General features: G+C 71.7%; 23 protein-coding genes. 4 read left to right on the top strand and 19 right to left on the bottom strand.

Features of this window, described 5'->3' with window-relative positions; all coding sequences use genetic code 11:
* Positions 1–8: 8 nt before the first annotated feature.
* On the bottom strand, positions 9–1568 hold the full coding sequence (locus MUY22_RS14875; RefSeq protein WP_371827672.1) for an AMP-binding protein: 1560 nt from the start codon (positions 1566–1568) through the stop codon (positions 9–11).
* A gap of 266 nt (positions 1569–1834) precedes the next feature.
* Here MUY22_RS14875 and MUY22_RS14870 point away from each other — a divergent pair, with 266 nt between their 5' ends.
* From MUY22_RS14870 to MUY22_RS14860, 3 genes are all read left to right on the top strand, one after another.
* Positions 1835–2542 carry a sigma-70 family RNA polymerase sigma factor gene (locus tag MUY22_RS14870; protein ID WP_247060275.1) on the top strand — a complete coding sequence of 236 codons (708 nt, stop codon included), beginning with the start codon at positions 1835–1837 and terminating at the stop codon, positions 2540–2542.
* A gap of 114 nt (positions 2543–2656) precedes the next feature.
* The gene (locus tag MUY22_RS14865) at positions 2657–3733 is read left to right on the top strand and encodes a DUF5667 domain-containing protein (protein WP_247060272.1); all 1077 of its coding nucleotides are present in this window, start codon (positions 2657–2659) and stop codon (positions 3731–3733) included.
* A 109-nt stretch (positions 3734–3842) separates the two neighbouring features.
* Positions 3843–4745, top strand: coding sequence for an HAD family hydrolase (locus tag MUY22_RS14860; RefSeq protein ID WP_371827617.1), 903 nt, complete (start codon positions 3843–3845; stop codon positions 4743–4745).
* A gap of 80 nt (positions 4746–4825) precedes the next feature.
* On the opposite strand, the gene MUY22_RS14855 is transcribed toward MUY22_RS14860, so the two are convergent.
* The 12 genes from MUY22_RS14855 to MUY22_RS14800 form a co-directional block, all read right to left on the bottom strand.
* Positions 4826–5866, bottom strand: coding sequence for a lysophospholipid acyltransferase family protein (locus tag MUY22_RS14855; protein WP_247060269.1), 1041 nt, complete (start codon positions 5864–5866; stop codon positions 4826–4828).
* Between the two features lie 23 nt (positions 5867–5889).
* On the bottom strand, positions 5890–6936 hold the full coding sequence (locus MUY22_RS14850) for an NAD-dependent epimerase/dehydratase family protein (protein WP_247060268.1): 1047 nt from the start codon (positions 6934–6936) through the stop codon (positions 5890–5892).
* A gap of 262 nt (positions 6937–7198) precedes the next feature.
* The gene (locus MUY22_RS14845) at positions 7199–7300 is read right to left on the bottom strand and encodes a 30S ribosomal protein bS22 (protein ID WP_007030867.1); all 102 of its coding nucleotides are present in this window, start codon (positions 7298–7300) and stop codon (positions 7199–7201) included.
* Between the two features lie 166 nt (positions 7301–7466).
* Entirely contained in the window at positions 7467–7682 is a 216-nt protein-coding gene (locus tag MUY22_RS14840) for a helix-turn-helix domain-containing protein (RefSeq protein WP_247063893.1), read from the bottom strand.
* A 308-nt stretch (positions 7683–7990) separates the two neighbouring features.
* A complete protein-coding gene (gene proC / locus MUY22_RS14835; RefSeq protein WP_247060267.1) occupies positions 7991–8800 on the bottom strand; it encodes a pyrroline-5-carboxylate reductase in 810 nt (269 codons plus the stop codon).
* 25 nt (positions 8801–8825) lie between these two features.
* Positions 8826–9596, bottom strand: a complete 771-nt coding sequence (locus MUY22_RS14830; RefSeq protein WP_247063891.1) for a thioesterase family protein — start codon at positions 9594–9596, stop codon at positions 8826–8828.
* Positions 9597–9817: 221 nt separating this feature from the next.
* Positions 9818–10630, bottom strand: coding sequence for a sugar phosphate isomerase/epimerase (locus MUY22_RS14825; protein WP_247060266.1), 813 nt, complete (start codon positions 10628–10630; stop codon positions 9818–9820).
* A 146-nt stretch (positions 10631–10776) separates the two neighbouring features.
* A complete protein-coding gene (locus MUY22_RS14820; RefSeq protein WP_247060265.1) occupies positions 10777–12438 on the bottom strand; it encodes a hypothetical protein in 1662 nt (553 codons plus the stop codon).
* A 169-nt stretch (positions 12439–12607) separates the two neighbouring features.
* Positions 12608–13591 carry a Ppx/GppA phosphatase family protein gene (locus tag MUY22_RS14815; protein ID WP_247060264.1) on the bottom strand — a complete coding sequence of 328 codons (984 nt, stop codon included), beginning with the start codon at positions 13589–13591 and terminating at the stop codon, positions 12608–12610.
* A 148-nt stretch (positions 13592–13739) separates the two neighbouring features.
* Positions 13740–14429 carry a response regulator transcription factor gene (locus MUY22_RS14810; RefSeq protein WP_247060263.1) on the bottom strand — a complete coding sequence of 230 codons (690 nt, stop codon included), beginning with the start codon at positions 14427–14429 and terminating at the stop codon, positions 13740–13742.
* Entirely contained in the window at positions 14426–15667 is a 1242-nt protein-coding gene (locus MUY22_RS14805; protein ID WP_247060261.1) for a cell wall metabolism sensor histidine kinase WalK, read from the bottom strand. Before MUY22_RS14805 ends, MUY22_RS14810 begins: the two co-directional genes overlap by 4 nt.
* A 145-nt stretch (positions 15668–15812) precedes the next feature.
* Positions 15813–16679 (bottom strand): oxidoreductase, encoded by an 867-nt coding sequence (locus MUY22_RS14800; RefSeq protein WP_247060260.1) that lies wholly within the window; start codon positions 16677–16679, stop codon positions 15813–15815.
* 75 nt (positions 16680–16754) lie between these two features.
* On the opposite strand from MUY22_RS14800, the gene MUY22_RS14795 reads away from it, so the two are divergent.
* Positions 16755–17393, top strand: coding sequence for a DNA-binding response regulator (locus tag MUY22_RS14795; RefSeq protein WP_247060259.1), 639 nt, complete (start codon positions 16755–16757; stop codon positions 17391–17393).
* Between the two features lie 91 nt (positions 17394–17484).
* Here MUY22_RS14795 and MUY22_RS14790 read toward each other — a convergent pair whose 3' ends face one another.
* The 6 genes from MUY22_RS14790 to MUY22_RS14765 form a co-directional block, all read right to left on the bottom strand.
* Positions 17485–18234 carry a phosphoglyceromutase gene (locus tag MUY22_RS14790; protein WP_247060258.1) on the bottom strand — a complete coding sequence of 250 codons (750 nt, stop codon included), beginning with the start codon at positions 18232–18234 and terminating at the stop codon, positions 17485–17487.
* Positions 18235–18679: 445 nt separating this feature from the next.
* Positions 18680–19576 carry a DUF4349 domain-containing protein gene (locus MUY22_RS14785; RefSeq protein ID WP_247060257.1) on the bottom strand — a complete coding sequence of 299 codons (897 nt, stop codon included), beginning with the start codon at positions 19574–19576 and terminating at the stop codon, positions 18680–18682.
* A gap of 70 nt (positions 19577–19646) precedes the next feature.
* Positions 19647–20159, bottom strand: coding sequence for a YbjN domain-containing protein (locus tag MUY22_RS14780; protein ID WP_247060256.1), 513 nt, complete (start codon positions 20157–20159; stop codon positions 19647–19649).
* Entirely contained in the window at positions 20156–21460 is a 1305-nt protein-coding gene (mshA, locus tag MUY22_RS14775) for a D-inositol-3-phosphate glycosyltransferase (protein WP_247060255.1), read from the bottom strand. The genes MUY22_RS14780 and mshA overlap by 4 nt, the downstream gene beginning before the upstream one ends.
* 25 nt (positions 21461–21485) lie before the next feature.
* Positions 21486–22301 (bottom strand): alpha/beta fold hydrolase, encoded by an 816-nt coding sequence (locus tag MUY22_RS14770; RefSeq protein ID WP_247060254.1) that lies wholly within the window; start codon positions 22299–22301, stop codon positions 21486–21488.
* Between the two features lie 3 nt (positions 22302–22304).
* Positions 22305–23486, bottom strand: a complete 1182-nt coding sequence (locus tag MUY22_RS14765) for an Ig-like domain-containing protein (RefSeq protein WP_247060253.1) — start codon at positions 23484–23486, stop codon at positions 22305–22307.
* Between the last annotated feature and the right edge of the window lie 3 nt (positions 23487–23489).

The following is a 23489-nucleotide window of genomic DNA, read 5'->3' as shown; positions in this document are numbered from 1 at the left end:
CGCCATTACTACCGCAGCCGCATCCGGCGCAGCTTCCCGGTGGCCGAGTGCGGCAGCGACTCGGCGAACTCCACCGCGTGCGGCACCTTGTACCCGGCCAGGTGGGCGGTGCACTGGTCGACGACCTGCTGCTCGGACAGCGACGCGCCCGGGACCGGCACCACGAACGCCTTCACGGCCTCGCCGCTGCGCTCGTCGACGACCCCCACGACCGCGGCTTCGGCCACCTCAGGCAGCTGCGCGATGACCGCCTCGACCTCGTTCGGGAAGACGTTGAAGCCGTTGACGATGATCAGGTCGTTGGCCCGGTCGACCAGGTGCAGGTCGCCGTCGACGTCGAGGTAGCCGACGTCGCCGGTGCGGAACCAGCCCTCGTCGTCCGGCCCGTGGGCGCCGTCGGGCCAGTAACCGGAGAACAGGTTCGCGCCGCGGATCGACACCAGCCCGGTCTCGCCCTCGGCCTCGAAGACGTCGTCGACGTCGTCCGGGTCGAGCGGCACGGCCTGGTCGGTGCCGTCGCTGTCGACGAGCCGCAGCTCGACGCCGGGCAGCGGGCTGCCGACCGAACCGGGCTTCGGGTAGCCGGTGACCAGCGTCGACGTCACCACCGGCGCGCACTCGGTGAGGCCGTAGCCCTCGAAGACGTCGAGACCCGTGGCCTCCCGGATCGCGCCGAGCACCTTCGGGTGCAGCGGTGCCGCGCCCGACGTCATCCGCCGGACCGTGGCCAGTCCCCGGCCGAGCTCCTCGGCGCCCAGCGCGGCGAACTCGGCGTACATCGTCGGGACGCCGGTGATCGTGGTGACGCCGTGTTCGGCGCAGTCCGCCAGCGTGCGCTGGGCTTCGAAGCGCTCCGACAGGACCGCGGTCGCGCCGACGGCGACGGCCTGCAGCAGGCCGGGCCCGAGGCCGTAGACGTGGAAGAGCGGGATGGTGATCAGCACGCGGTCGTCGTGTTCGAGGACGCCGTCGACGCCGCTCAGCTGGGCCAGGTTCGCCAGCAGCGCGCGGTGCGAAAGCATCACGCCGCGCGGCGGCCCGGTGGTGCCGGAGGTGTACGAGATGACCGCGGTTTCCTCGCCGGTTCCCCCGGCGTCCGCGAACCCGGTTGCTCCATCCGGGTCAGCTTCGGGAGTGAGACCGATCACCCCGGCCGGCAGCGCCGTATCCGTGTCGCGATGGATGACAACCTTAGCGCCACTGTGCTCGACCAGCTGCTCGAGCTCGGGTCCCGGCGACTGCGGCGACACCGGGACGGCGATCGCGCCGGCCCGCAGCGCGCCGAAGAACGCGACGGCGAAATCGGCCGACGTCGGCAGCCGCAGCGCGACCCGGTCGCCGGGTGTGACACCCGCACCCGTAAGTGTCTTGGCCTGGGCTTCGACCGCGGCCGTGAGCTGACGGTAGGTCAGCGTCCGGCCGCCACCGGTCTCCCGCACGGCCGGGTGCTCCGGCCACGTCGCGGCGGCCCGGCCGAGCAGCTCGCCGACCCCGGACAACGTCTCTGCACCGGCACTCACCCGTGGCCCGCCTTCCCGTCGTCCCGCGAAGCGTTGCAAGTCTGTCATCTCGCGCGACGTCATGGGGGAACACCGCGAGCGTCGCCCCTTCACAAGACCCGAGCCACTACCTACTTCGCGGTAACTACACGTATGCTGCACTGCGTCGCGGGGGGTGGTGATGATCACCGCCGCGATCGGAGAGAGGGAGTCGCCGTGACGAACTTGCCTGCCCACGACGTCGTGGGGCACGCGAGCCGGCAGGCCCCTGCTCGCCCGCTCATCGGGGGTACCGTGGCCCACTGGGTCCGAGCCGCCGCCGGAGGTGCCGCCCGATGACAGTGCCGACCGCCGTGAGCCGCGGGCCCGTTTTCATGGTCGCCGATCGCGTCTTCGGACGATCTTCGGCCGTGCCGCTGAGCCGCCAGGCGCCGGGAGCCTCCGCCTCCGACGAAGAGCGCGCCGAAGCCCTCAAGGCCGAGGCGTGGGACCTGGTGCGCGCCGCGCAGGACGGCGACTCGTCCGCCTTCGGCCGCCTCTACGACCGCTACGTCGACGTCGTCTACCGCTACGTGCTCTTCCGGCTGGGCGACCGCGACCTCGCCGAGGACGTCACCAGCGAGACGTTCCTGCGCGCGCTGCGCCGGATCACGTCGGTGAGCTACCAGGGACGTGACGTCGGGGCCTGGTTCGTCACCATCGCCCGCAACCTCGTGCTCGACCACGTGAAGTCGAGCCGGTACCGCCTCGAAGTCGTCACCGACGAGGTGACCGAACCCGGTTCGGCGCCGTTCAGCGTCGGCGCGACCGCGCAGGCCGGCCCCGAGCAGGAGGCCATCAGCCGCGCGACCCGCACCGAGTTGTTGCGCTGCGTCGCGGAACTGGGCGACGACCAGCGGGAATGCATCATCCTGCGGTTCCTGCAGGGACTCTCCGTGGCCGAGACGGCCCAGATCATGAACCGCAACGAGGGCGCCATCAAGGCGCTGCAGCACCGGGCGGTGCGCAGGCTGGCACAACTCCTGCCCACCGGATTGCGCTGAACCCGCGAACTTTTCGGTTCATCGACCGAATCCGGTAACCATCGCGCCTTCTGGATCGTTACTCCTGCCAGACCGGTGTCAGGACCGGCCACGGCCCGAGATGGAGCTGGCGCAGTGAGGTTTGCGCGTGAGCGAACCGACGCGGATCGGTTCGCGCGTGCTTTGGAGCCGTCCCCGGTACGCCGGGACGGCGAGTTCGCCGACGAGCTGGCCGTCGTCGGCGCCCTGCGCGAACTCGGCGCGGCCGGGGCGCCGGACCTGGAAACGCGGCAGCGGATCCGCGCGGAGATCGCGGGCCGCCTCGAGACGGCGGCGGCCACCCCGGTACGGCGGTGGCGGCCGCGGACCGCCGACCTGGTGGCCGCCGCGCTCTTCCTCGTCCTCGTGCTCTCCGGACTGACGCTGGTGCTCTCCCGCGGCGCGTTGCCGGGTGACGCGCTGTACGCCGTGAAGCGCGCCGGCGAGACGACGTCGCTGAACCTCACCTTCGGTGACCAGCAGAAGGCCCAGAAGCACCTCGAATTCGCCACCAACCGCGTCACCGAGCTGGGCGAGCTGGCCGCCGAAGGCGCGAGCCCGGCCGACTACCAGACGGCGTACGACGACTTCGCCACCGACCTGCGCGCCGGCGTCACCCAGCTGACCGCGGTCGCGACCAGCGACGGCAGTGGCGCGCAGCAGCTCTCCGACGTCCGGCTGTGGGCCCGGAACCAAGCGGCCCGGCTCGCGGCGCAGCAGGCCGCGTTGCCGGCCGGCGCCGCCTCGGTGTTCGGCGACGTGCGGACCCTGCTCGGCAAGGTCCAGGAGCGCACGAGCGGCCTGGTGGCGCGGCTGAACTGCTACCAGATCACCACCGGCACCGCCGACGACCTGGGCCTGATCCCGGCGACCGGCGAGTGCACGCAGCGCCCAGCGCCGTCCTCGGGCGGCGAGGTGTCCTCGGCGCCGACGTCGTCGTCCTCCTCGACCGCCGAGAGCACCGCGCCGGCCCCGACCGGCACCCAGCTCCCGCCGTCGGACGCGACGGCGACGGCGGAGACGCCCGCGCCGACCGGCGGGATCACGCCGCCGCCGGTGTTCGGCCAGCCGTCGTCGACCTCCCGGCCGCCGGTGACCTCGACGTCGAGGCCGCCGCCGATCGTGTCGATCCCGCCGCTGCTGCCGGGCCTGCCGCCGATCGTCATCGGCTGAGGTCCGGGCCACACCTGCGACGCCGCGGTGGGCGGCTCGCTACGCTGTGCGAAGGACCGGACGTCCGCAGGGACGTGGTCAGACGTGGGCAGACGTGGAGGCGGTGTGCGTGTCAGCTTGGCGTGGCAGGGACAAGAGTCAGGAGCTCGAACGGCTCGCCACGCTCGCGGGCGAAGCGTCGGCCGAGGCCGCCCACGCCCGCGTGGTTTCCGAAGCCGCTGAGCCCCCCGCCCCGCCCGCGCCGCCCGACCTCACCGCGGCCGCCTTCTTCGACGTCGACAACACGATGATGATGGGCGCGTCGATCTTCTACTTCGCCCGCGGGCTCGCGGCGCGCAAGTTCTTCACGTCGTCCGACCTCGCCGGTTTCGTCTGGGGCCAGATCAAGTTCCGCCTCGGCGGCCGCGAGAACAAGGAAGACATCAAGACCCACCGCGAGCGCGCACTGTCCTTTGTGGCCGGCCGCACGGTGGCCGAGCTGACGTCGATCAGCGAAGAGATCTACGACGAGCTGATGGCGGACAAGATCTGGTCCGGCACCCGCGCGCTCGCCCAGATGCACCTCGACGCCGGCCAGCGCGTCTGGCTGGTCACGGCGACCCCGATCGAGCTGGCGGCGATCATCTCGCGCCGCCTGGGCCTGACGGGCGCGCTGGGCACGGTCGCGGAGACGCGCGAGGGCGTCTACACCGGCCGGCTGGTCGGCGACCTGCTGCACGGCCGCGCGAAGGCCCACGCGGTCCGCGCGCTGGCGTCGCGTGAGGGCCTGAACCTCAAGCGCTGCACGGCTTATTCGGACTCGGCCAACGACATCCCGATGCTGTCGGCGGTGGGCACAGCGGTCGCGGTCAACCCGGACGGCGGGCTGCGGGACGTCGCCCGCGCGCGCGGCTGGGAGATCCGCGACTTCCGCACCGGCCGTAAAGCGGCGAAGATCGGGGTACCTTCGGTACTGGGGGCCGGGGCGCTGGCGGGGGCGGTGGCCGCGGGGATGGCTTACCGCCGCCGCTGACGCGCCCGGCCCAAGGCGTCACTTTCGCTAGGAAAGATGCGTGACCTCACGCGGATTTTACGCTCGGTGGACGGCTGCGTTCAGCGGCGGAAGACGGACTTGCGCTGCGAAAGGCGCTGGTAGAGCGTCTGCTGGATCGACTCGCGCACCTGGTCCGTCAGCTGGAAGACCAGCATCGGGTCGTCCACGGCGTCCGGCCCGAACGAGTCGGTCGGGATCGGCTCGCCGAACTCGATGCTCCACTTCGTCGGGAGCGGGATCGCGCCCAGCGGGCCGAGCAGCGGGAAGAACGGCGTCACCGGGAAGTACGGCAGGCCCAGCATCCGGGCCAGCACCTTGATGTCACCTAGCTTCGGGTAGATCTCCTCGGCGCCGATCACCGACACCGGGATGATCGGGACGCCCGCGCGCAGCGCCGCCGACACGAACCCGCCGCGGCCGAAGCGCTGCAGCTTGTAGCGCGACGAGAACGGCTTGCCGACGCCCTTGAAGCCCTCCGGCCACACGCCGACCAGCTCACCCTTGCGCAGCAGGCGTTCCGCGTCCGCGTTGCAGGCCAGCGTCTGGCCGGACTTGCGGGCGAACGAACCCACCAGCGGCACCTGGAACACCAGGTCGGCGCCGAGGCCGCGCAGGTGCCGGCCGCCGGTCTCGTCGTGGACCGCGACCGCCGTCATCAGGGAGTCCAGCGGCAACGTGCCCGAGTGGTTGGACACCAGCAGCGCGCCGCCCTCGGCCGGGAGGTTCTCGACGCCGAACGTGTCGACGCGGAACCAGTTCCGGTACAGCGCGCGCAGCGGCGGGAGGAACACGGCGTCGGTCAGCTCGGCGTCGAAGCCGAACTCGTCGACGGTGTAGTCGCCGGTCAGCCGGTCGCGGATGAAGCCGAGCGCGGAGCGCGCCGCGTCCGAGAGCACCTCGGGCGCCGGGGCCGGGGCCTCGGCGCCGGGGAACGCGACGACCGGGGCGTCTTCGCGCGCGGCATCGGCCTCCCGCAGGTCCGCCGCGGCCGCGGAGGCGGCGGGCGAGGCCGCCGGCTTCTCGCGGCCCGGTCCGTGCAGGGGGATGACCTGCGCCTCGGCACCGCCCACCGTCTCCGCCTCGCCTTCCACGTCGTTCAAGTCGTGCGGCCTGCTCGACCTGCTCACCGGCTCGCCTGTCCGGTCGCCGCGGCGACCAGCACCTTGCCGGCCAGGCCCGCGAGCCGACCGCCGTCGAGCACCGGACGCAGGCCGCGGCCGACGACGTAGTCGTCGAACGCCTCCCGCGTGGTCCACCGCGGGGTGTAGCCGAACTCCTGCTTCAGCTTGGTGATGTCCACCACCCGGCCGAAGTTCAGCAGCCGCACCTGGTCGGCGGAGAAGTCGACGACGCGCGCGCCGCGCAGCACCTTGCCGACCGACGGAACCACGCTCCGCGGCATCGGCAGCTCGACCCGGCCCGCTCGCCGGATCGCCTGTGAGAGCGTGAGTACCCCTTCGGAGCTCACGTTGAACACGCCGGGCTTGTCCTCGATCGTCGCCCGCTCCAAAACGGACAGCGCGTCCGAGGAGTGCAGCAGCTGGATCCGCGCGTCGTAACCGAAAACGGTCGGCACCACCGGCAGCGCGAAGTAGCGGGACAGGACCGTGTCGGTCGACGGCCCGATGATGTTGGCGAAGCGGCACAGCGTCACGGTGATGTCGGGACGGCGCCGCGTCAGGCCGCGCACGTACCCCTCCATCTCGACGGCGTCCTTCGCGTACCCGCTGGTCGACGTCGGGATGAGCTCGGAGTCCTCGGTGAACACCGCCTGCGAGCGCGCGCCCGCGCCGTAGACCGCCGCGGTCGACTTGACGACCAGCTTGCGCACCAACGGGGAACGCTGGCAGGCCGCGAGCAGCCGCATGGTGCCGATGACGTTGACTTCCTTGATGGCCGTGCGCCGGCCCGGGCCGGCGGGGTGCGCGGTGCACGACGCGTGCACCACGGTGTCCACTTCGGCCGTGCTGATCACCTTGGCGATCAACGGGTTCCGGATGTCCGCGCGCACGAACTCGGCGTTTCCCATGCGCTGCAGCACGGTCTTGTCCGGCGGTACCGTGTCGACGCCGATGACCCGCTCGAAGTCGGGGTTGTTGCCGAGCCGGGCGAGCAGTTTCCCACCCAGCTCCCCGGCGACCCCGGTGACGAGCACGACGTTCGACGGCATACGGCTCCCTGCGGCGTAGGGCGTGTGGGGGGTGGACGATCACCCAAGGTGCGCGAACCTGCACTCACTGGAAGCATCGCGCGGACACCCTTGAGATGTTACCGCTCATCAGTGGTAGCTCCCGGGTGTCTTACATGCTATTAACCGCTAGGGGCCCAAAAGCGACGGACGCCTCACTCGAACAGGGGAGGCGGCCCACCACATGGACGTGGCCCGTCCAGAGACTGGACGGGCCACGGTCACGCTCGGCTGAGCCGGGTTGCTACTTACCGGCCTTCCGACGCTGCACTCGCGTGCGGCGAAGCAGCTTGCGGTGCTTCTTCTTGGACATGCGCTTACGGCGCTTCTTGATCACAGAGCCCATGGGCGCTCCTTAGTTCGTCGTCGGTCACGCTGCCCGGCGCAGCGTCCAACGGGTGGAGCGCACAGGCACGAGCGGTTTTCCAGGTTACCCGCCACGTTGCGCGGGCCGGTCGGCGGGCACGTCCAAGCCCCGCGCGCCGCTGGCGGCGGCGTGCCTGCCGACTGGTTCAACCCACGTCGTAATAAGCACCCTGGAGGTACTCGTGCACTGCCTTTTCCGGCACCCGGAAGGACTTCCCCACCCTGACGGCGGGTAGCTCACCCGAGTGCACGAGACGGTAGACGGTCATCTTGGAGACCCGCATCAGCGTGGCCACTTCGGCGACCGTCAGAAACTGGACCTGCCCGACTGCGGGCAACTCTTCCCTCTTGTTCGGCGACATGTTTACCGCGTCCTTCGACACGTGTCGCGCCACGAGGCTTCCCCACCTGTGGTATCGACACGCACGTGCTCTATCGAGAGTAGCGGGACTGGTGGGACTAATGCGACGCCTGTCACCGAGATGGGCTCCTACCAGCGCTAACGCACACCCACTCGCGCGTGCAAGACCTCGGTAATCGCCCATTACGGCGAATCCGGGCACCATCGAGGCCGAGAGAGGCCTCGTTCGAGCGATGAGAGCCCACGCACCGGCCACCGGCGATGAGGCCCTGGCCGGGCCCCACCCGCGGAACAGCCCCGATGGGCGGCTCAGCTCTCGTGGGCCTTGCCCAGCGCCTCCGAGCGGTCCCTGGCCGCCTCGATGGCGTCGAGCAGGGCCGCGCGGACGCCGTGCTTCTCCAGCTCGCGGATGGCGTTGATGGTCGTCCCGGCGGGCGACGTCACGGCCTCGCGCAGCAGCACCGGGTGCTCCTCCGACTCGGCGAGCATCTTCGCCGCGCCGACCGCCGACTGGATGATCAGCTGGCCGGCCAGCGCACGCGGGAGACCGAGCAGGATGCCGGCGTCGATCATGGCCTCGACCAGGTAGAAGAAGTACGCCGGGCCGGAGCCCGACAGCGCCGTGACGGCGTCCTGCTGGCCCTCCGGCACCTCGACGACCTGGCCGACGTGCGAGAGCAGGTCGCGCACCACCGCGAGGTGCTCGGCCGTGGCCCAGCGACCGGCCGAAATCGCGCTCATGGCCTCGCCGACCAGCATCGGGGTGTTCGGCATCACCCGCACCACCGGCACACCCTCGGCCAGCCGGCGCTCGTACAGCGACGTCGGCAGCCCGGCGCAGAGCGACACCACGAGCGACGACGAGCCGAGCAGCGGCGCCAGCTCGGTCAGCACCGGGTCGATGTCCTGCGGCTTGACGGCCACGACGAGCACGTCGGCCTGCTTGGCGGCATCTTCGACCTCGACGCCGCGAACGCCGTAGCGGGCCGTCAGCTCCTCGACGCGCGCCGGGTACCGCTCGGTGAAGAGCAGGTCGCCCGGCGCGTGACCGCCGTTCAGCAGCCCCGAGAGCAACGCCTCGCCGATCTTTCCCGCACCCAGCACCGCGATGACCGTCATGCCGCCAAGCGTGCCAGATCCGCGCTCAGCCGCCCGGGGCCGGGGCGAGGCCCAGCTGCCGGGCCTGGCACACCAGCCGGCCCTGCGCGTCGATCACCGTGGCGTCCGAGTCGAACCAGGACTCGTGCACCGACCTCGACTCGACGATGACCCGCAGCCAGCCCGGGGCCGGGCGGGTGCGCAGCAGTGCCGTCAGCTGGACCGTCGGGGCCCAGCCGATGCGGCCCAGGTTCATCACCACCGGCGGGTTGACGTCGGACGCCAGCAACGTGAAGAACGGGTCGACCAGGCTGTGGCGCGGGCGGACCCACAGGCGCATCCGCGGCGGCTCCCCCGTGCGGCCGGCCAGGTAGCCCGCGGTCGCCGGGTCGAGCCGCACGTCGCAGCCCTTGGCCAGGTTGAACGGGCCCTCGGGGCTCTCCGGCATGGTCAGCGCGCCCGGCGACGGCTCGGCGGGCATCGACGGCACGTCGGTCCACTCCGGGCGCCGCATCGGCAGCCGGCCGGTGGTCACCCGGGCCTCGACGCAGCTGCGGCCGCGCTGCTCCAGCCGGACCTCGACCACCGTCGCGCGGCGGCCGACCTTGCGGACGTCGGTGCGCAGCAGCACCGGGCCGAGCGCGGGCGCGTGCAGGAACTCCGCGCTGACGACCAGCGGCTCGGCGTGCGGCTCCCCGCGCTCGTTCAGCGCGGCGATCGCCGCCTTGGCCAGCAGGGCCAGCAGGAAACCCCCGTGCGGGTGGGACCCGATGGCCCATTCCGCGCGCAGCACCGCGGTGAAGGTGCCGTCGCCCATCGACCGCGTCGCCGTCGCCGTGTCGAAGGACGCGGCGGTGCCGTCCGTTGCGCTCACGAACGTGCGGGCCCGTCCGTACCCACCGTCCCGGGCGGGGAAAAGGGGTCCTGACCGGGGATGGCGGAGATCAACGAGCGCAACGGGTTCACAGTCGGAACTTTACGTGTTCACGTGCTCGATCCGGCGGCGGGAGTAGTCGTGTCCTGTCGGAACGTGCTCACTTACTGCCCCAGGTGGAAGCGTGCGAACAACAGCGCCTCGGCGAGGTCGCGGACGCGCTGGGCCTGGGTGAGGGCGTGCCGGGTGTTGATCTCCAGCACGATCTGCCCGGCGAAACCGTTGCTGACCAGCTTCTCCAGCAGCGACGCGCACGGCTGGCCGCCGCGGCCGGGGACCATGTGCTCGTCCTTCGGGATGCCGGTGCCGTCGGCGAGGTGGACGTGCGTGAGGCCCTCCCCCATCCGCTGCGCCAGCGCCAGCGCGTCCATCCGCGCCGCCGCCGTGTGCGACAGGTCGAGCGTGTAGTGCCGGAACCCGACGTCCGTGGGGTCGATCGACGGCCGGAACGCCGACACGCGCGAGTTCTTCGACCCACCCGGCGGCCGGACCTTGAACATGTTCTCGACGGCGATCTCGACGCCGCTGGACTCCTCCAGCTCGTCGACGAGGTCGCCGAACGCGTCGCCGTAGCGGCGCTGCCAGCGGAACGGCGGGTGCACGACGACGGTCCGCGCGCCGAGCTCCACCGCGGCGTCGACGGACATCCGCAGCCGCACCACCGGGTCCGGCGACCAGATCCGCTGGGTGATCAGCAACGACGGCGAGTGGATCGACAGCACGGGCATCCCGGTGCGGCGCGACCAGCGGCGCAACGCCGTGACGTCCTGGCTGACCGCATCGGCCCAGACCATCACCTCGACGCCGTCGTAGCCGAGCTCGGCGGCCAGCTCGAACGCCGAGCCGGCCTTGAGCGGCCACACCGACGCCGAACTGAGCCCGACGGGCACCGGCTTCTCGTCTGTCACGCCGGACATCCTGCCTCGTCACCGAGGGTGGGCCGCACCGCCGGGCCGGGAAGGGGACCCGGGTCTCGACTGTGCCCATCCTCACGGACGCATCACTCAATCTTCGCAACGCGCTGCGCGCTGCGAAGATCCGTGGCCCTGACCGTACCCGGCGATCAGCGTCCGACCAGCAGCAACGCCGCCGGTGAGACCGTCACCACCAAGCCGACCAACACGGCGAGCACGGTGGTCTGCAGGTCCTCGGCGCGGCGGATCTTCCGCACGATCCAGACCAGCGCGACGACCACCAGCAGCGCCGCGATCAGCGCGGCGGCCGGGATGTTCACCCACAGCCAGTTGAAGCCCAGCCAGACGGCGGCACCGCCGACGACGCCGAGGGCGAGCTGGCCGGCCAGGCCCAGCCACTGCTTGCCCGGCGAGCCCGCGGGCACCGGCTCGGCGGCCGGTTCGGGGACGTCGTCGTCGTACTCGTCGTCTTCGTAGCCGTCGCCCTGCTCGTAGCCGTACTCGTCCTGCTCGAAGTCCGGGCCGCCGGCCGGGTAGCCGGGCTCGGCGAATTCGCGCTCGTAGGGCTCCAGGTCATCCGGGATGGGCGTCCGCGCGGCGCGGTCACCGGGCGCGAACGGCATCGGCGGCGGGTAGGTGCCCGTCGGCGGGCCCGCGTCGTAGGCGGCCTGGTAGCCGCTGCCCTCGGGGGCGAAGCCGTCGTCGGGCTCGAAGTCGTCGTCCGGGTAGCCGTCGTCCGGAGCGCCGGTGGGGATCACCGGCATGACACCGATCTCGGTGTCCTCCATCTGCTCCTTCTGGCGGCGCTTGCGCCAGTTCGCGAGCCCCGCGGGCGTGGAGATGTCCGGGGTCTCGGGCTGCGGCGGCTTGCCCTTCGCCTGCCGGGGCGGCGGCGGCGGTTCTTCGTCGGGGACGGCGGAGAACTGCTCGGTGTAGGCCTCCTGCTTCGGCTGCGGACGCCGCGACGGCGGCCGGCGCGGCGGGCCGGGCGGCGTGGCGAACGTGCCGCTGGGCATCGGCCCGGGCGGGCCGACGGAGCTGTCGACATCGGCGTCCGGCGTGCCGTTGAGCCCGTCGAGCCGCGCCGACAGCGGGCTGCCGGGCGGCGGCGGGGTCGGCAGCTGCTGCGAGGGCTGCGGGGGCGGTCGGCGCCGGACCGGCGGCACGGCGGCCCGCGTCTCCTCGGCCGCCGGCGGTGGCGGCGTGGGGAGCTGCTGCGACGGCTGGGGCAGCTGCTGGGACGGCTGCTGCGGGGGCGGCGGCTGACGGCGCGGCGCCCGCGGCGGCACGGGCAGCTGGGCCGACTCCTGCGGCCGCGGCGGCTGGGCGGGCTCCGGCGGCGCCGGGCGGCCGAACTGCCCGGACTCCTGCGGCGGGGCGGGCCGGGTGAACTGACCGGACTCCTGCGGAACCGGGCGCCCGTACTGGCCGGACTCGGCGCCGCCGGGAGCGGGCCGGGCCGGGGGCTGCGGCGGCCGCGCGTCCTGGGGGACGGCGCGGGGGGCGGGCGGCGGCGGGGGTGGCGGCTCGGAACGCCGCCGGCCACCGGCCGGGCGGGCGGGCGGCGCCGGGGGCGGCGGAACCGTGCCCTCGGAGTGGACGCGGTCGATGATCGCCTGCGGGCCGGTGTCGCCGATGCCCGGGCGCCGGTGCGTGCCGGTCGGGCCGGGCGGTTCCGGGGTGGCCGGTTCGTCGTCGTCATCGACGGCGCGACGCCGGCGGCGGCGTCCGCCCTCGGCCTGCGCACCGTGCTGTGCGAGCAGCTCAGCCACGGTCTTCTGCGGCTGGTCGCCTCCGGTCTGGTCCGTCATACCTGGTAATCCCTCGCGCGCTCCGGGGAATCGGCACCTCGGGAAGGCCCCGACGGCACGCCGGCGGCGCAGCGCGCGCTGTACGTCGTCCTCTGCATGTCCGTCACCTCTCCATCGTGCCCGTGCTTCAAGCAAAACACCGTCGTGGGCGAAGTCCAGTCGTCTGCTTTCACCGGTCCTCCTGTGCGCCGAAGCGCGCCACGAGTGCGGCTCCAGTTTCATCCGCGCCGGTGGAATGGTCCAGCCGCCGCAGGATGACACCTTCTCGCAGAGCCCACGGGCAGATCTCGAGTTCCGGCAATCCGAGCGCCCGCATCGTGGCCTGCGCGACGAGCGCGCCCGCCACCAGCTGGTGCGATCGGCTCGAACTGACCCCCTCGAGCTGAGCCAGATCGGCCGAGGGCATCCGCGAGATGAAGGCCAGGAGCTGGCGCAACGCGGTGTCCGAGAGCGTACGTCGCACGCGCGGGCCCGCGGCCGAGGGGGCGGCGCCGGTCAGCCGGGCGAGTGACCGGAACGTCTTCGACGTCGCGACGACACGATCCGGTTCACCCCATTTGGTGACCTTGCGCGTGAGCTCGGTGAGCTGGTCGTCGAGCCACGCCGACGTCGCGACGAGCTCCGAGCGCGTCGGCGGGTCGTGCCGGAAGCGGGTGCGCGTGGTGCGGCCGGCACCCAGCGGCAGGGACTCGGCCAGCACGGGCTCTTCGTCGCGGCCCATCGCGACCTCCAGCGAGCCGCCGCCGATGTCGAGCACCAGCAGCTGCCCGGCCGACCAGCCGTACCAGCGGCGGACGGCGAGGAACGTCAGCCGGGCTTCGTCGGTGCCGGAGAGGACCTGCAGCTCGACGCCGGTTTCGTCGGCCACGCGGGCCAGCACCTTCGCCGAGTTCTTGGCTTCGCGGACCGCGGAGGTGGCGAACGCCATGACCTCTTCGCAGCCGAGCCGGACGGCCGCCGCCTTGGCGGATTCGACCGCGGTCACGAGCTCGTCCGCGCCGGTCCTGCTGAGGTCGCCGCTGCGGGTGATCTGCTCGGCCAGCCGGAGCACGGACTTCTCGGAATGCATCGGGGTCGGGTGGGCGCCACGGTGGGCGTCGACCACGAGCAGGTGGACGGTGTTGGAACCGACGTCGAGTACCCCTAGGCGCACGGGGGTCCAGCGTACCGGCCCGAGCGTCAGGTCTCGAACATGTAACCAACAACACTCCTCGCGACCAAGACCGCACTTTCGCCGTGAAAGTGTTCCGGAGCTACCCCCTCCGGTACACTTTCACGGCGAAAGTGCGGTCTACGGAGCGTTACGTCTCGAACTTGTAGCCCAGGCCGCGCACCGTCACCAGGTGGCGCGGCGAGCCCGGGTCCGGCTCGATCTTCGACCGCAGGCGCTTCACGTGGACGTCGAGGGTCTTGGTGTCGCCGACGTAGTCCGCGCCCCACACCCGGTCGATGAGCTGGCCGCGGGTGAGCACCCGGCCGACGTTGCGCAGCAGGTACTCGAGCAGGTCGAACTCCTTGAGCGGGAGCGAGACCTCCTCACCGTCCACGGTCACCACGTGCCGCTCGACGTCCATCCGCACCGGGCCCGCCGACAGCACCAGCGGGGCCAGCTCGCCCTCGGCGCCGGGCTCGCCGCCGCGGCGCAGCACCGCGCGGACCCGCGCGATCAGCTCACGCGCCGAATACGGCTTGGTGACGTAGTCGTCCGCGCCCAGCTCCAGGCCGACGACCTTGTCGATCTCGCTGTCCCGCGCGGTCACCATGATCACCGGCACGGCGGAGCGCTGGCGCAGCTGCTTGCAGACGTCGGTGCCGCTCATGCCCGGCAGCATCAGGTCCAGCAGGACGATGTCGGCGCCGTTGCGGTCGAACTCCTCCAGCGCGGCCTGGCCGGTGCCCGCCACCGCCGCGGTGAACCCTTCCTTCCGCAGCAGGAAGGCGAGCGGGTCGGCGAACGACTCCTCGTCTTCGACGATGAGAACCCTGGTCACAGGTTTCCTCCATGATCTGGGCTTTCCTGCCCGGTAACCACGAGCCTCTGGGTGCGCTCGGGGGTCTTCTCCTGCCGTGGTGCCGGCGAGGTCTTGGCCGCCCGCGCCGGCTCGGGGGCCGGTTCGGGGCTGACGTGCGCGGGGATGCGGAGGGTGAACGTCGAGCCGGTGCCGGGCCGGCTCCACAGGCCCACCGAGCCGCCGTGGTTGGCCGCGACGTGCTTGACGATGGCCAGGCCGAGCCCGGTGCCGCCGGTGGCGCGCGAACGGGCCTTGTCGGCGCGGTAGAACCGCTCGAACACGCGGGTCTGCTCGTCCTCGGGGATGCCGATGCCGCGGTCGGTGACGGCGATCTCGACCATGCCGTCGGCCAGCCGTCGCGAGATCGACACCGGGCTGCCGGCCGGCGAGTACGCGACGGCGTTCTCCAGCAGGTTCGACAGCGCGGTGACCAGCAGCGTGCGGTCGCCCTCGATGAGCAGGCCGCTGGCCGGGTCGGTGGTGATGGTGATCTCGGCCGACTCCGCCGAGAGTGTCGTGCGGCCGAGTGCTTCGCGCACGACCGCGTCGACCTCGACGACGTTGAGGTCCGGCAGCCGTTCGGCGCCCTGCAGCCGCGACAGCGCGATCAGCTCGGTGACGAGCTGGCCGAGCCGGGTCGACTCGCGCAGGATCTTGCTCCCGAAGCGGCGGACCTCCTCGACGTCCTCGGCGGCGTCGAGGACGGCCTCGGTGAGCAGCGCGATCGCGCCGACCGGGGTCTTGAGCTCGTGGCTGACGTTGGCGACGAAGTCGCGGCGCACGGCCTCCAGCCGGATGGCCTCGGAGTGGTCGACCGCCTCGACGACGGTGAAGCCGTCGCCGAGGGGCCGGACCTGGCCGAGCACCGCCTCCGGCTGGCGGCCGCGCGCTTCCAGCGGCGAGAGGTCGATCTCCATCGGCTCGTCGGTTTCGACGACCTGTTCGGCGGCCTTGCGGGCCCGCGGGTCGGCCTGGTTGACCCGGACCAGGCCGAGCTCGTAAGCGCGCGGGTTGTGCAGCACCATGTCGCCGAACTTGTTGAGCACGACGACGCCGTTGTGGGAGGACCGGACCAATCGCTCGAGCAGCTCCGCGACGGTCGGGCCCGGTGGGCGGGCCTCTTCGCGCCGGGTGCGCGCCCGCGCGACGAGGTAGCCGACCACCGCACCGGCCACCAGGGCGCCGATGGCCAGTGCGAGTGAAACAGGCGTGGTCACGGGCCGATCGTAAGCGCTGATGTGGCCCTTCGGCCTAGCGTTGTCCGCCTTGTCGTGAGCACCGCGACACCTGAGGGCGACTTGTTCGCCGGGGTGTCAGCCCACGTTCACCCGGCCGATTCCCGACCGAGACATTCCGGGTGAATCAGTTGTCTCGTTCGAGTGTCTTCAGGTCGTCGTCGGTGAGCTCCAGCGCGGCCGCGGCGACGTTCTGCTCGAGGTGCGCGAGATCACCGGTGCCCGGGATCGCGAGCACGTGCGGGCCCTGGTGCAACGTCCACGCGAGCCGGATCTGCGCCGGCGTGGCGTCGTGGCGCTTCGCGACCTCCGCGACCCGCGCGTCCTCCCCCGTACCGCTGGCGACGGCGAAGAACGGCACGAAGGCGACGCCGTGGTCGGCGCACAGCCGGACGATCTCGTCGTCCTCGCGGCGCGCGGTGAGGCCGTACTGGTTCTGCACGCAGACGACCGGCGCGATCGCCAGCGCCTCCGTCAGGTGCTCCGGGCCGACGTTGGAGATGCCCAGCTCGCGGATCAGCCCCTTCTCCCGGAGGTCGGCGAGCGCGCCGAAGCCGTCGGCGAGGGAGCCGGTGCCGCGGTCCAGACCTTCGCCGATCCGGTAGTTGGCGACGTCGAGGTGGTCCAGACCCAGTTCGCGCAGGTTCTGCTCGACCTGGGCGCGCAGCTGCTCGGGTCGGGCGGTGTAGAAGGTGCCTTCGAAGTCGCGGCCGGGACCGACCTTCGTGGTGAGCACCAGGTTGTCGTACGGCGCGAGGGCGCTGTTGATGAGCTCGTTCGCCGCGCGCGGGCCGGCGAAGTAGAAGGAAGCGGTGTCGATGTGGTTCACGCCGAGCTCGACGGCGCGGCGGAGCACGGCGATGGACGTCTCGCGGTCGCGGACGCCGCCGTCCGAAGTGGACATCAGGCGCATCGCGCCGAAACCGAGCCGGTTGACTTCGAAGGAGCCGAGCTTCCAGGTGCCCGCCGCGGCGGCGGGGTGTGTCGTGGTCATGCCTCCAGCTTCGCCACGCGGGGAGATCCGGGCCGGGTTTGGCAGTTTGCTGCCAGGCAGCGGACACTCGATGGTGTGGAAAAGGTGACGGACGTCGTCGTGGTGCGCGGTGAGGCCGAGCTGTTCGAGCGGACGAAGCACTTGTTCGCGGCGGCGACGGAGGTTTCGTGCGCGGCCCGCGACCTGCACACGTGGTCGGTGGCGCACCCGACCGCGCCCGAGCGGGAGCAGGCGGTGCGCGCGACGGCCGTGCGCAAGGTCTACCAGCCCGGCGTGCTGCTCGACCCCGCGCTGGCCGGGCACCTGCGGTTCATGGCCGACCACGGCGCCCGGATCCGGATCACCGAACGCGACATCAACGAGACGATCCTGCTGGACCGCCGGATCGCGATCGTGGCGGGCGACCGCGTCGGCGGCGTCCGCAGCTACACCGTCGTCAGCAGCCCCGAGCTGATCCAGGGCATCCAGTCGCTGTACGAGGCGGTCTGGGCGAGCGCGACCGACCTGGAGTCCTACCAGGCCCGGTTCACCGAGCTCGGCGCGCGGGAGATCCTCGAGCAGCTCGCGGCCGGCTGCAAGGACGAGACGGCGGCCCGCGCGCTCGGCGTCAGCCTGCGCACCTACCGGCGCCGCGTGGCCGAGCTGATGGAGATCCTCGGCGCGTCCTCGCGGTTCCAGGCCGGTGCCCGGGCCCGCGAAGCCGGCCTCCTTTAGGCCTCACACCCCGGCTTGAAAGCCGTGAAGGCCTCCTTACCGGCTCTTATGGCCGGTAAGGAGGCCTTCACGGCTTTGGACTGGAGAGGTGTCAGCGGCCCTGGTTCGCGACCGCGGCGGCGGCTTCCTTGGCGGCGTCCGGGTCGAGGTACTCGCCGCCCGGCTTCACCGGCTTCAGGTCGTCGGTGAGGTCGTAGCGCAGCGGGATGCCGGTCGGGATGTTCAGGCCCGCGATGTCCGCGTCCGAGATCCCGTCGAGGTGCTTGACGAGCGCGCGCAGCGAGTTGCCGTGCGCGGCGACCAGCACGGTCTTGCCCGCGCGCAGGTCCGGCACGATCGCGGACTCCCAGTACGGCAGCAGCCGCGCGACGACGTCCTTCAGGCACTCGGTCAGCGGCGCGCTGTCGCCGAGGTCCGCGTACCGCGCGTCGCCCGCCTGGCTCCACTGGTCCTTCGGGTCGATCGCCGGCGGCGGGGTGTCGTACGAGCGGCGCCAGAGCATGAACTGCTCCTCGCCGAACTCGGCCAGCGTCTGCTTCTTGTCCTTGCCCTGCAGCGCGCCGTAGTGGCGCTCGTTGAGCCGCCAGTCGCGCTTCACCGGGATCCAGTGGCGGTCCGCGGCGTCGAGGGCGATGTTCGCGGTCGAGATCGCGCGCCGCAGCAGCGAGGTGTGCACCACGTCCGGCAGCAGCGCGGCTTCGGCCAGGAGCCGGCCACCCTTGCGGGCTTCGCCTTCACCCTGCTCCGAAAGGGGTACGTCCACCCAGCCGGTGAACAGGTTTTCCGCGTTCCACGTGCTCTGCCCGTGACGGAGCAGCACCAACGTCCCAAGTTCGGCCATGGGGTCCAGCCTGCCAGAACGGACCACGGCGCCCGCTGGTGACCTCCCAGGTCTGGGGTTTTCCCCAGCCGACCTACACAGAGTGTGTTACCCGAAAGTAACACCTTCACCCGATGACAAGTCAGCCTGCCAACAAGGCGCAAATCCAGTGCAACATGCTGCACTGCGTTATCGGTCTGCGCAAAGTTCACTCGAACGGACTAGTGTGTAGTCTTGTGATTACAGGTCGAGTTCTGACAGGTTGACTAAGTCCCGAGCGGCCGGATTCCACGCACTCCCCGGCCGGTTTCGGGCTTTGACCGCGGCTCGTCTCCCCCCTGCCGAGCCGCGGCCCGCCGGCCCCGTTGGCACCCCCCTCGTCACCGGGTCCTGATCGGCGGGAACTTCAGCGGGGCGGCTCGAGATCGCGACTCCCCCCTCCCTCGAGCCGTCCCGCCTGCCCGCTTCACACCTCGGGCGTCACGGGTTCCGGCCGCGCCGCCCGGCGACGCCGGTGCAGCCACCAGCCCGCCCAGGCGAGCGGGCCGAGGATCAGCAGGAACGGCGCGATCGCGCCCAGCACCGTCAGCAGGCCGCCGCCGAAGACGAGGAACGCGTCCCAGCCGCCGGCCAGGCCACCGAGGAACCCGCTGTGGTCCTCTTCGGCGGGCGGCGGCGCGGCCACGTTCCGGATGGTCATCGCGACGGTCGACATCGCGACACTGCCCGCGAGCGAATTCCGTTGCTGTTCAAGGGATTCGAGAGTGGCTTCGCGGCTCGTGAGCTCACTTTCCACCGAAGCGATCTCCGACACCGAGGTCGCCTTCGCGAGCAACGCGCGGATCCGCTCCACCGACGCCCGCTGCGTCGCCAGCCGCGCTTCGACGTCGATGGTCTGCTCGGTGACGTCCTGGGTGTTCAGCTCCCGCTTCACCAGGCTGGTGCCCAGGTGCGAGAGCTGGTCGAGCACGCCGTCCAGCTTCTCGGCGGGCACGGCGAGGCTGAGCGTCGCCAACCGGTCGCCGGTGCTCTCCTGCCCGGTGTACCCCCCGGCGCCCTGCGCGATCCCCCGCGCCTCCGCGACGACGTCGGTGACCTTCGTGGCGGTCAGCTCGAGCCGCGCGCTGCGCGAAAGCTTGCGATCGGCCGCCCCGGCCTGCGGCGCGGGGACCGGCTGCCCCTTGTTCGGCTCGGCTTTCCCGTTGCCCGCGGTCCCCTGCTGCGGCTGCTGCGGCACCGCCGGAGCCGGGCCGATCCCGGCACTGTCCGCCGAGGACGACGTGCCGTTCTCGTTCGCCGAGCAGCCGGCCAGCACGAACGCCACGCCCGCGACCGCGAACAGGGTTCTCCATCGAGTCCGCATCCTGCGTCTCCCTCCAGTTTCGACTGGCGGTGAGACGGATGTCCGGTTCAGCCCCGTTGCACGGGCCGGGTCACGACTCGGTCAAGCCTGGTTCGTGCGGCTTCGCGGGCTCGACGAGGTGCTTGAACGCCTCGAGGTTGGCCAAGGACTCGCCGCGGGAGACGCGCCAGTCCCACTCGCGCTTGATCGACGTCGCGAAGCCGATCTCCAGCAGGGTGTTGAAGTCGCCGTCGGCGGCTTCGAGTACCTGGCCGAGCACCTTGTCGAGCTCTTCGGCGCTCAGCGTCTCCTTGCCGAACCGGCCGACCAGGTAGATGTCACCGAGACTGTCCACTGTGTAATGGACGCCGTAGAGCTTCGCGTTGCGCTGCAACAGGAATCGGTAAACGTCCTCATGGGACTCGTCGGGCCGCCGGCAGACGAACGCCTCCACGGAGAACGCGTGGTCGCCGTCGACGAGCCACGCGTTCGTCTGCAGCTTCTTGGTTCCCGGCAACGTGACGAAGTACTTTCCCGGGCCCCGCCGGTCGTACTTCAGGTCCGCGTCGTCCAAAGTGGACTTGATCAGCTCGTCGAGACTCACACCGCCACCTCCGCGCGCAGCTCCAGGGCGTGGGAGAACGCGCTGGTGGCCTGAGCATAGATGTCGAGCAGCGCGTCCGTCGTACGACGCCAGGAGAAGTGCCGCGCGTGCAGGACGGCGTTGGCACCGAGCTCGGCGCACCGGTCCGGGCGCAGCGCGACCGCGGCCAGCGCGTCCGCCCACTCCTCGGCGCCGTGCCCCGGCACCAGCAGCCCGGAGACGCCGTGCGGCACCGCCATCGGCAGCCCGCCGACGTCGGCGGCGACCACCGGCGTCCCGCAGGCCTGCGCCTCCAGCGCGACCAGCCCGAACGACTCGTTGTAGCTGGGCACCGCGACGACGTCGGCGGCGCGGAACACCCGGGCGAGCGCCGGGCCGGGCTGCGGCGGCAGGAAGCGGACCTGCGCCTCGATGCCGAGGGAGACGGCGAGCTCGCGCAGCGCCTGCGGCTGCTCCAGCCCGGTGCCGGACGGCCCGCCGACGATCAGCACGATCAGCTTCGACGCCAGTTCCGGCCGCCGGCGCAGCAGCGCCTCGGCGGCGTGCAGCAACACGTCCGGCGCCTTCAGCGGCTGGATCCGGCCGGCGAACGCCAGCACGACGGCGTCGCCGGGCAGGCCGAGCTCGGCGCGCGCGACGTTCTTCGGGCCCGGGGTGAAGCGCTCGAGGTCGACACCCGGCGGCACGGCGTGCACCGCGTGCGGCTCGGCGCCGTAGAGGTCGATGAGCTGCCGCGCCTCGACCGGGGTGTTGGCGACCAGCCTGTCCGCCTCGGCGACGACCTGCTCCTCGCCGATCACACGCAGCCGCGGCTCGGGCTTGTCGCCCTCGGCGAGCGCGGCGTTCTTCACCTTCGCCAGGGTGTGCGCGGTGTGCACCAGCGGCACGGACCAGCGGTCGCGGGCGAGCCAGCCGACCTGGCCCGAAAGCCAGTAGTGCGAGTGGATGAGGTCGTAGTACCCGGGCTCGTGGAAGGCCTCGGTGCGCAGCACGCCGGAGGTGAACGCGCACAGCTGCGCGGGCAGCTCGTCGCGGCTCAGCGGCTCGAAGGGGCCGGCCTGCACGTGCCGGACGGTCACACCCGGCGCCAGCTCGGCCACCGGCGGCTGGTCCGACGCCGTCGCGCGGGTGAACACCTCGACCTCGACGCCGCGGCGGGCCATCTCGGTCGCCGTCTGGCTGACGTAGACGTTCATCCCGCCCGCGTCGCCGGTCCCCGGCTGCTCGAGCGGCGAAGTGTGTACGGACAACACCGCTACCCGTCGCGGCGCAGCACGGAACCCCCGGATGGAGCTGGTCACCTGGTCTCGTCTCCCGCGTTCTACGTCAGCATTCCTCGGCGAACTGCCGGAGCACCGCGTCGAACTCGTCCGCGGCCTCGGCGAAGGGCGCATGACCCCCGCCAAGGAACCAACGTCCGGTGGCCCCCGGAATCTTCCCGATCGTGTGCTTCGCCGCCGCGGAGTCGATCACGCGGTCTTGGGAACCGTGCACGACCAGGGCGGGTTTGTCGATCGCGGCCAGGACGTCGTCGCTGCCGACGTCGCGGCGGAACAACGCCGCCCGCACCGCGGGCGGCACGCCGAGAGACGCGCCGAGCAGGGCCTGGGCCTGCGTGCCGGGGATCGGGCGGGTCACCATGTCGCGGCTGAACGCCGTGAGCGCCGGGACCGCGATGTCCGGATCGTCCGAAAGCATCGCGCGCATGTGCTCGCGCATCAGCGAGCCGACGCGCCCGCCCGGCCGATCGCGGCCGATCTCGGTGATCGCGCCGACGAGCACGATCCCGCGCAGCCGTGCGGTGCCGTGCACCCGGATGTGGTCGGTCAGCACCAGGCCGCCGTACGACCAGGCGACGACGATCGCGTCAGGCCCGGCGAAGTCGAGCACCGCGGCGAGGTCGTCGGCCCAGACCACCGGGTCGTCGTACCCGGAGGCCGGGACGTCGGACGCGCCGTGCCCGCGCAGGTCCATCGCGACCAGGCGGAACCGCTCGGTCAGCGCCGGGTCGGCCAGCTGCGCGGCCCAGGCGCCGGACGACTGCGCCCAGCCGTGCACGAACACGATCGGCCTGCTGTTGCCGGCCCCCTCGACCCGCAGGCCGAGCCGCGTCCCGCCGTGTCCGACGACCTCGGTGCGCACGGGTTACTTCGCGCCCAGCGCCTGCCAGGCCGACCAGGAGTAGTTCCAGTCCTTGACGTCCGAGGCCATCGGCGCGCCGAGCTTGGAGCCGGTGATCTCGACCGGGTCGCCGACCAGCGCGGAGTCGAAGTAGTCCTTGGCGTCGGCCTCGAGCAGGTTGACGCAGCCGTGGGAGTTGTTGGTCTTCCCGATGTTGGCCGCGTTGTCCTGGTTCTCGTGGATGTACTCGCCGTGGTTGGAGAACCGGCAGGCCCACTTCTTGTTGACGTTCGTGTAGCCGTAGCGGGCGTTGTCGAAGACCGCCGTCGGCTCCTTGCTCATCACGATGTAGGTGCCGTTCGGGGTGTTGCGGTCGACCTCGGCGTCCAGCCCGTTCGCGCACGGGTAGCTCTTGACCTGCGAGCCGCCGCGGTAGACGTGCATCTGGTGCTCCGGGGTGTTGACCTTGACCACCTGGTTGCGGCCGATCTTGAACTTCGTGGTGACGTCGGCCTTGCCGTACGCGCCGCCGCCCAGCTCGACGCCGTACAGCTTCGCCTCGACGTTCACCGTGATGTTCTGCGGCCAGTACTCCTTCGGCCGGAAGTCGACCTGGCTGTCGGACAGCCAGCCCCAGGCGCCCTCGACGTTCTTGTCCGTCTTCACGGACAGGGCCTTCTCGACGGCCGCGCGGTCCTTGACCGGCGACGCGAACTTGACGCTGATCGGCATGGCCACGCCGACCTGGGCGTTGTCGGCCGGGTTGAGCGTGGCGCGGACCTGCTTGGCCGGGCTGACCGTGGTGAAGGTGCCGGTGAACTCGACCGGCTTGCCGTCGCTGCCGGTGGCCTTGGCCGCGTAGGTGTACTTCTTGCCGTAGCCGAGCGGTTCGGAGCTGGTCCAGGTGAGCCCGTCGGGCGAGGTGTCGCCCTTGACGTCCTTGCCGCCGTCGGCGGTGACCTTGCACTCGGTGAGCTTGCCGTCGGCGACCTTGATCACGACGGGCTTGAGGACCGGGGCGTCCTTGACGTTCGCGGCCGGCTCGGCCGTGATCTTCGCCACGGGCTGCGCGCCGCCGCCCTCGCCGTCGGCGTTCGCGGCCCCGGTGGGCAGCGCGGTGCCGTCGTTCGTGCCCGAACACGCCGCGACGACCACAGCGGCCCCCGCCGCGAGAGCCGCCTTGAAGACCAAGCGCCGTTCGATCACGAA

This window comes from Amycolatopsis sp. WQ 127309 (assembly GCF_023023025.1).
Classification (GTDB): domain Bacteria; phylum Actinomycetota; class Actinomycetes; order Mycobacteriales; family Pseudonocardiaceae; genus Amycolatopsis.
The sequence above is the reverse complement of the archived record's forward strand: the minus strand, read 5'-3'. Positions and strand labels throughout refer to the sequence as shown.

Coding starts and splice junctions, on each gene's coding strand:
- MUY22_RS14875 (WP_371827672.1), bottom strand. CDS start 1,568: ATGACAGACTTGCAACGCTTCGCGGGACGACGGGAAGGCGGGCCACGG.
- MUY22_RS14870 (WP_247060275.1), top strand. CDS start 1,835: ATGACAGTGCCGACCGCCGTGAGCCGCGGGCCCGTTTTCATGGTCGCC.
- MUY22_RS14850 (WP_247060268.1), bottom strand. CDS start 6,936: ATGCCGTCGAACGTCGTGCTCGTCACCGGGGTCGCCGGGGAGCTGGGT.
- MUY22_RS14845 (WP_007030867.1), bottom strand. CDS start 7,300: ATGGGCTCTGTGATCAAGAAGCGCCGTAAGCGCATGTCCAAGAAGAAG.
- MUY22_RS14840 (WP_247063893.1), bottom strand. CDS start 7,682: ATGTCGCCGAACAAGAGGGAAGAGTTGCCCGCAGTCGGGCAGGTCCAG.
- proC (WP_247060267.1), bottom strand. CDS start 8,800: ATGACGGTCATCGCGGTGCTGGGTGCGGGAAAGATCGGCGAGGCGTTG.
- MUY22_RS14830 (WP_247063891.1), bottom strand. CDS start 9,596: ATGGGCGACGGCACCTTCACCGCGGTGCTGCGCGCGGAATGGGCCATC.
- MUY22_RS14825 (WP_247060266.1), bottom strand. CDS start 10,630: ATGTCCGGCGTGACAGACGAGAAGCCGGTGCCCGTCGGGCTCAGTTCG.
- MUY22_RS14820 (WP_247060265.1), bottom strand. CDS start 12,438: ATGACGGACCAGACCGGAGGCGACCAGCCGCAGAAGACCGTGGCTGAG.
- MUY22_RS14800 (WP_247060260.1), bottom strand. CDS start 16,679: ATGACCACGACACACCCCGCCGCCGCGGCGGGCACCTGGAAGCTCGGC.
- MUY22_RS14790 (WP_247060258.1), bottom strand. CDS start 18,234: ATGGCCGAACTTGGGACGTTGGTGCTGCTCCGTCACGGGCAGAGCACG.
- MUY22_RS14785 (WP_247060257.1), bottom strand. CDS start 19,576: ATGCGGACTCGATGGAGAACCCTGTTCGCGGTCGCGGGCGTGGCGTTC.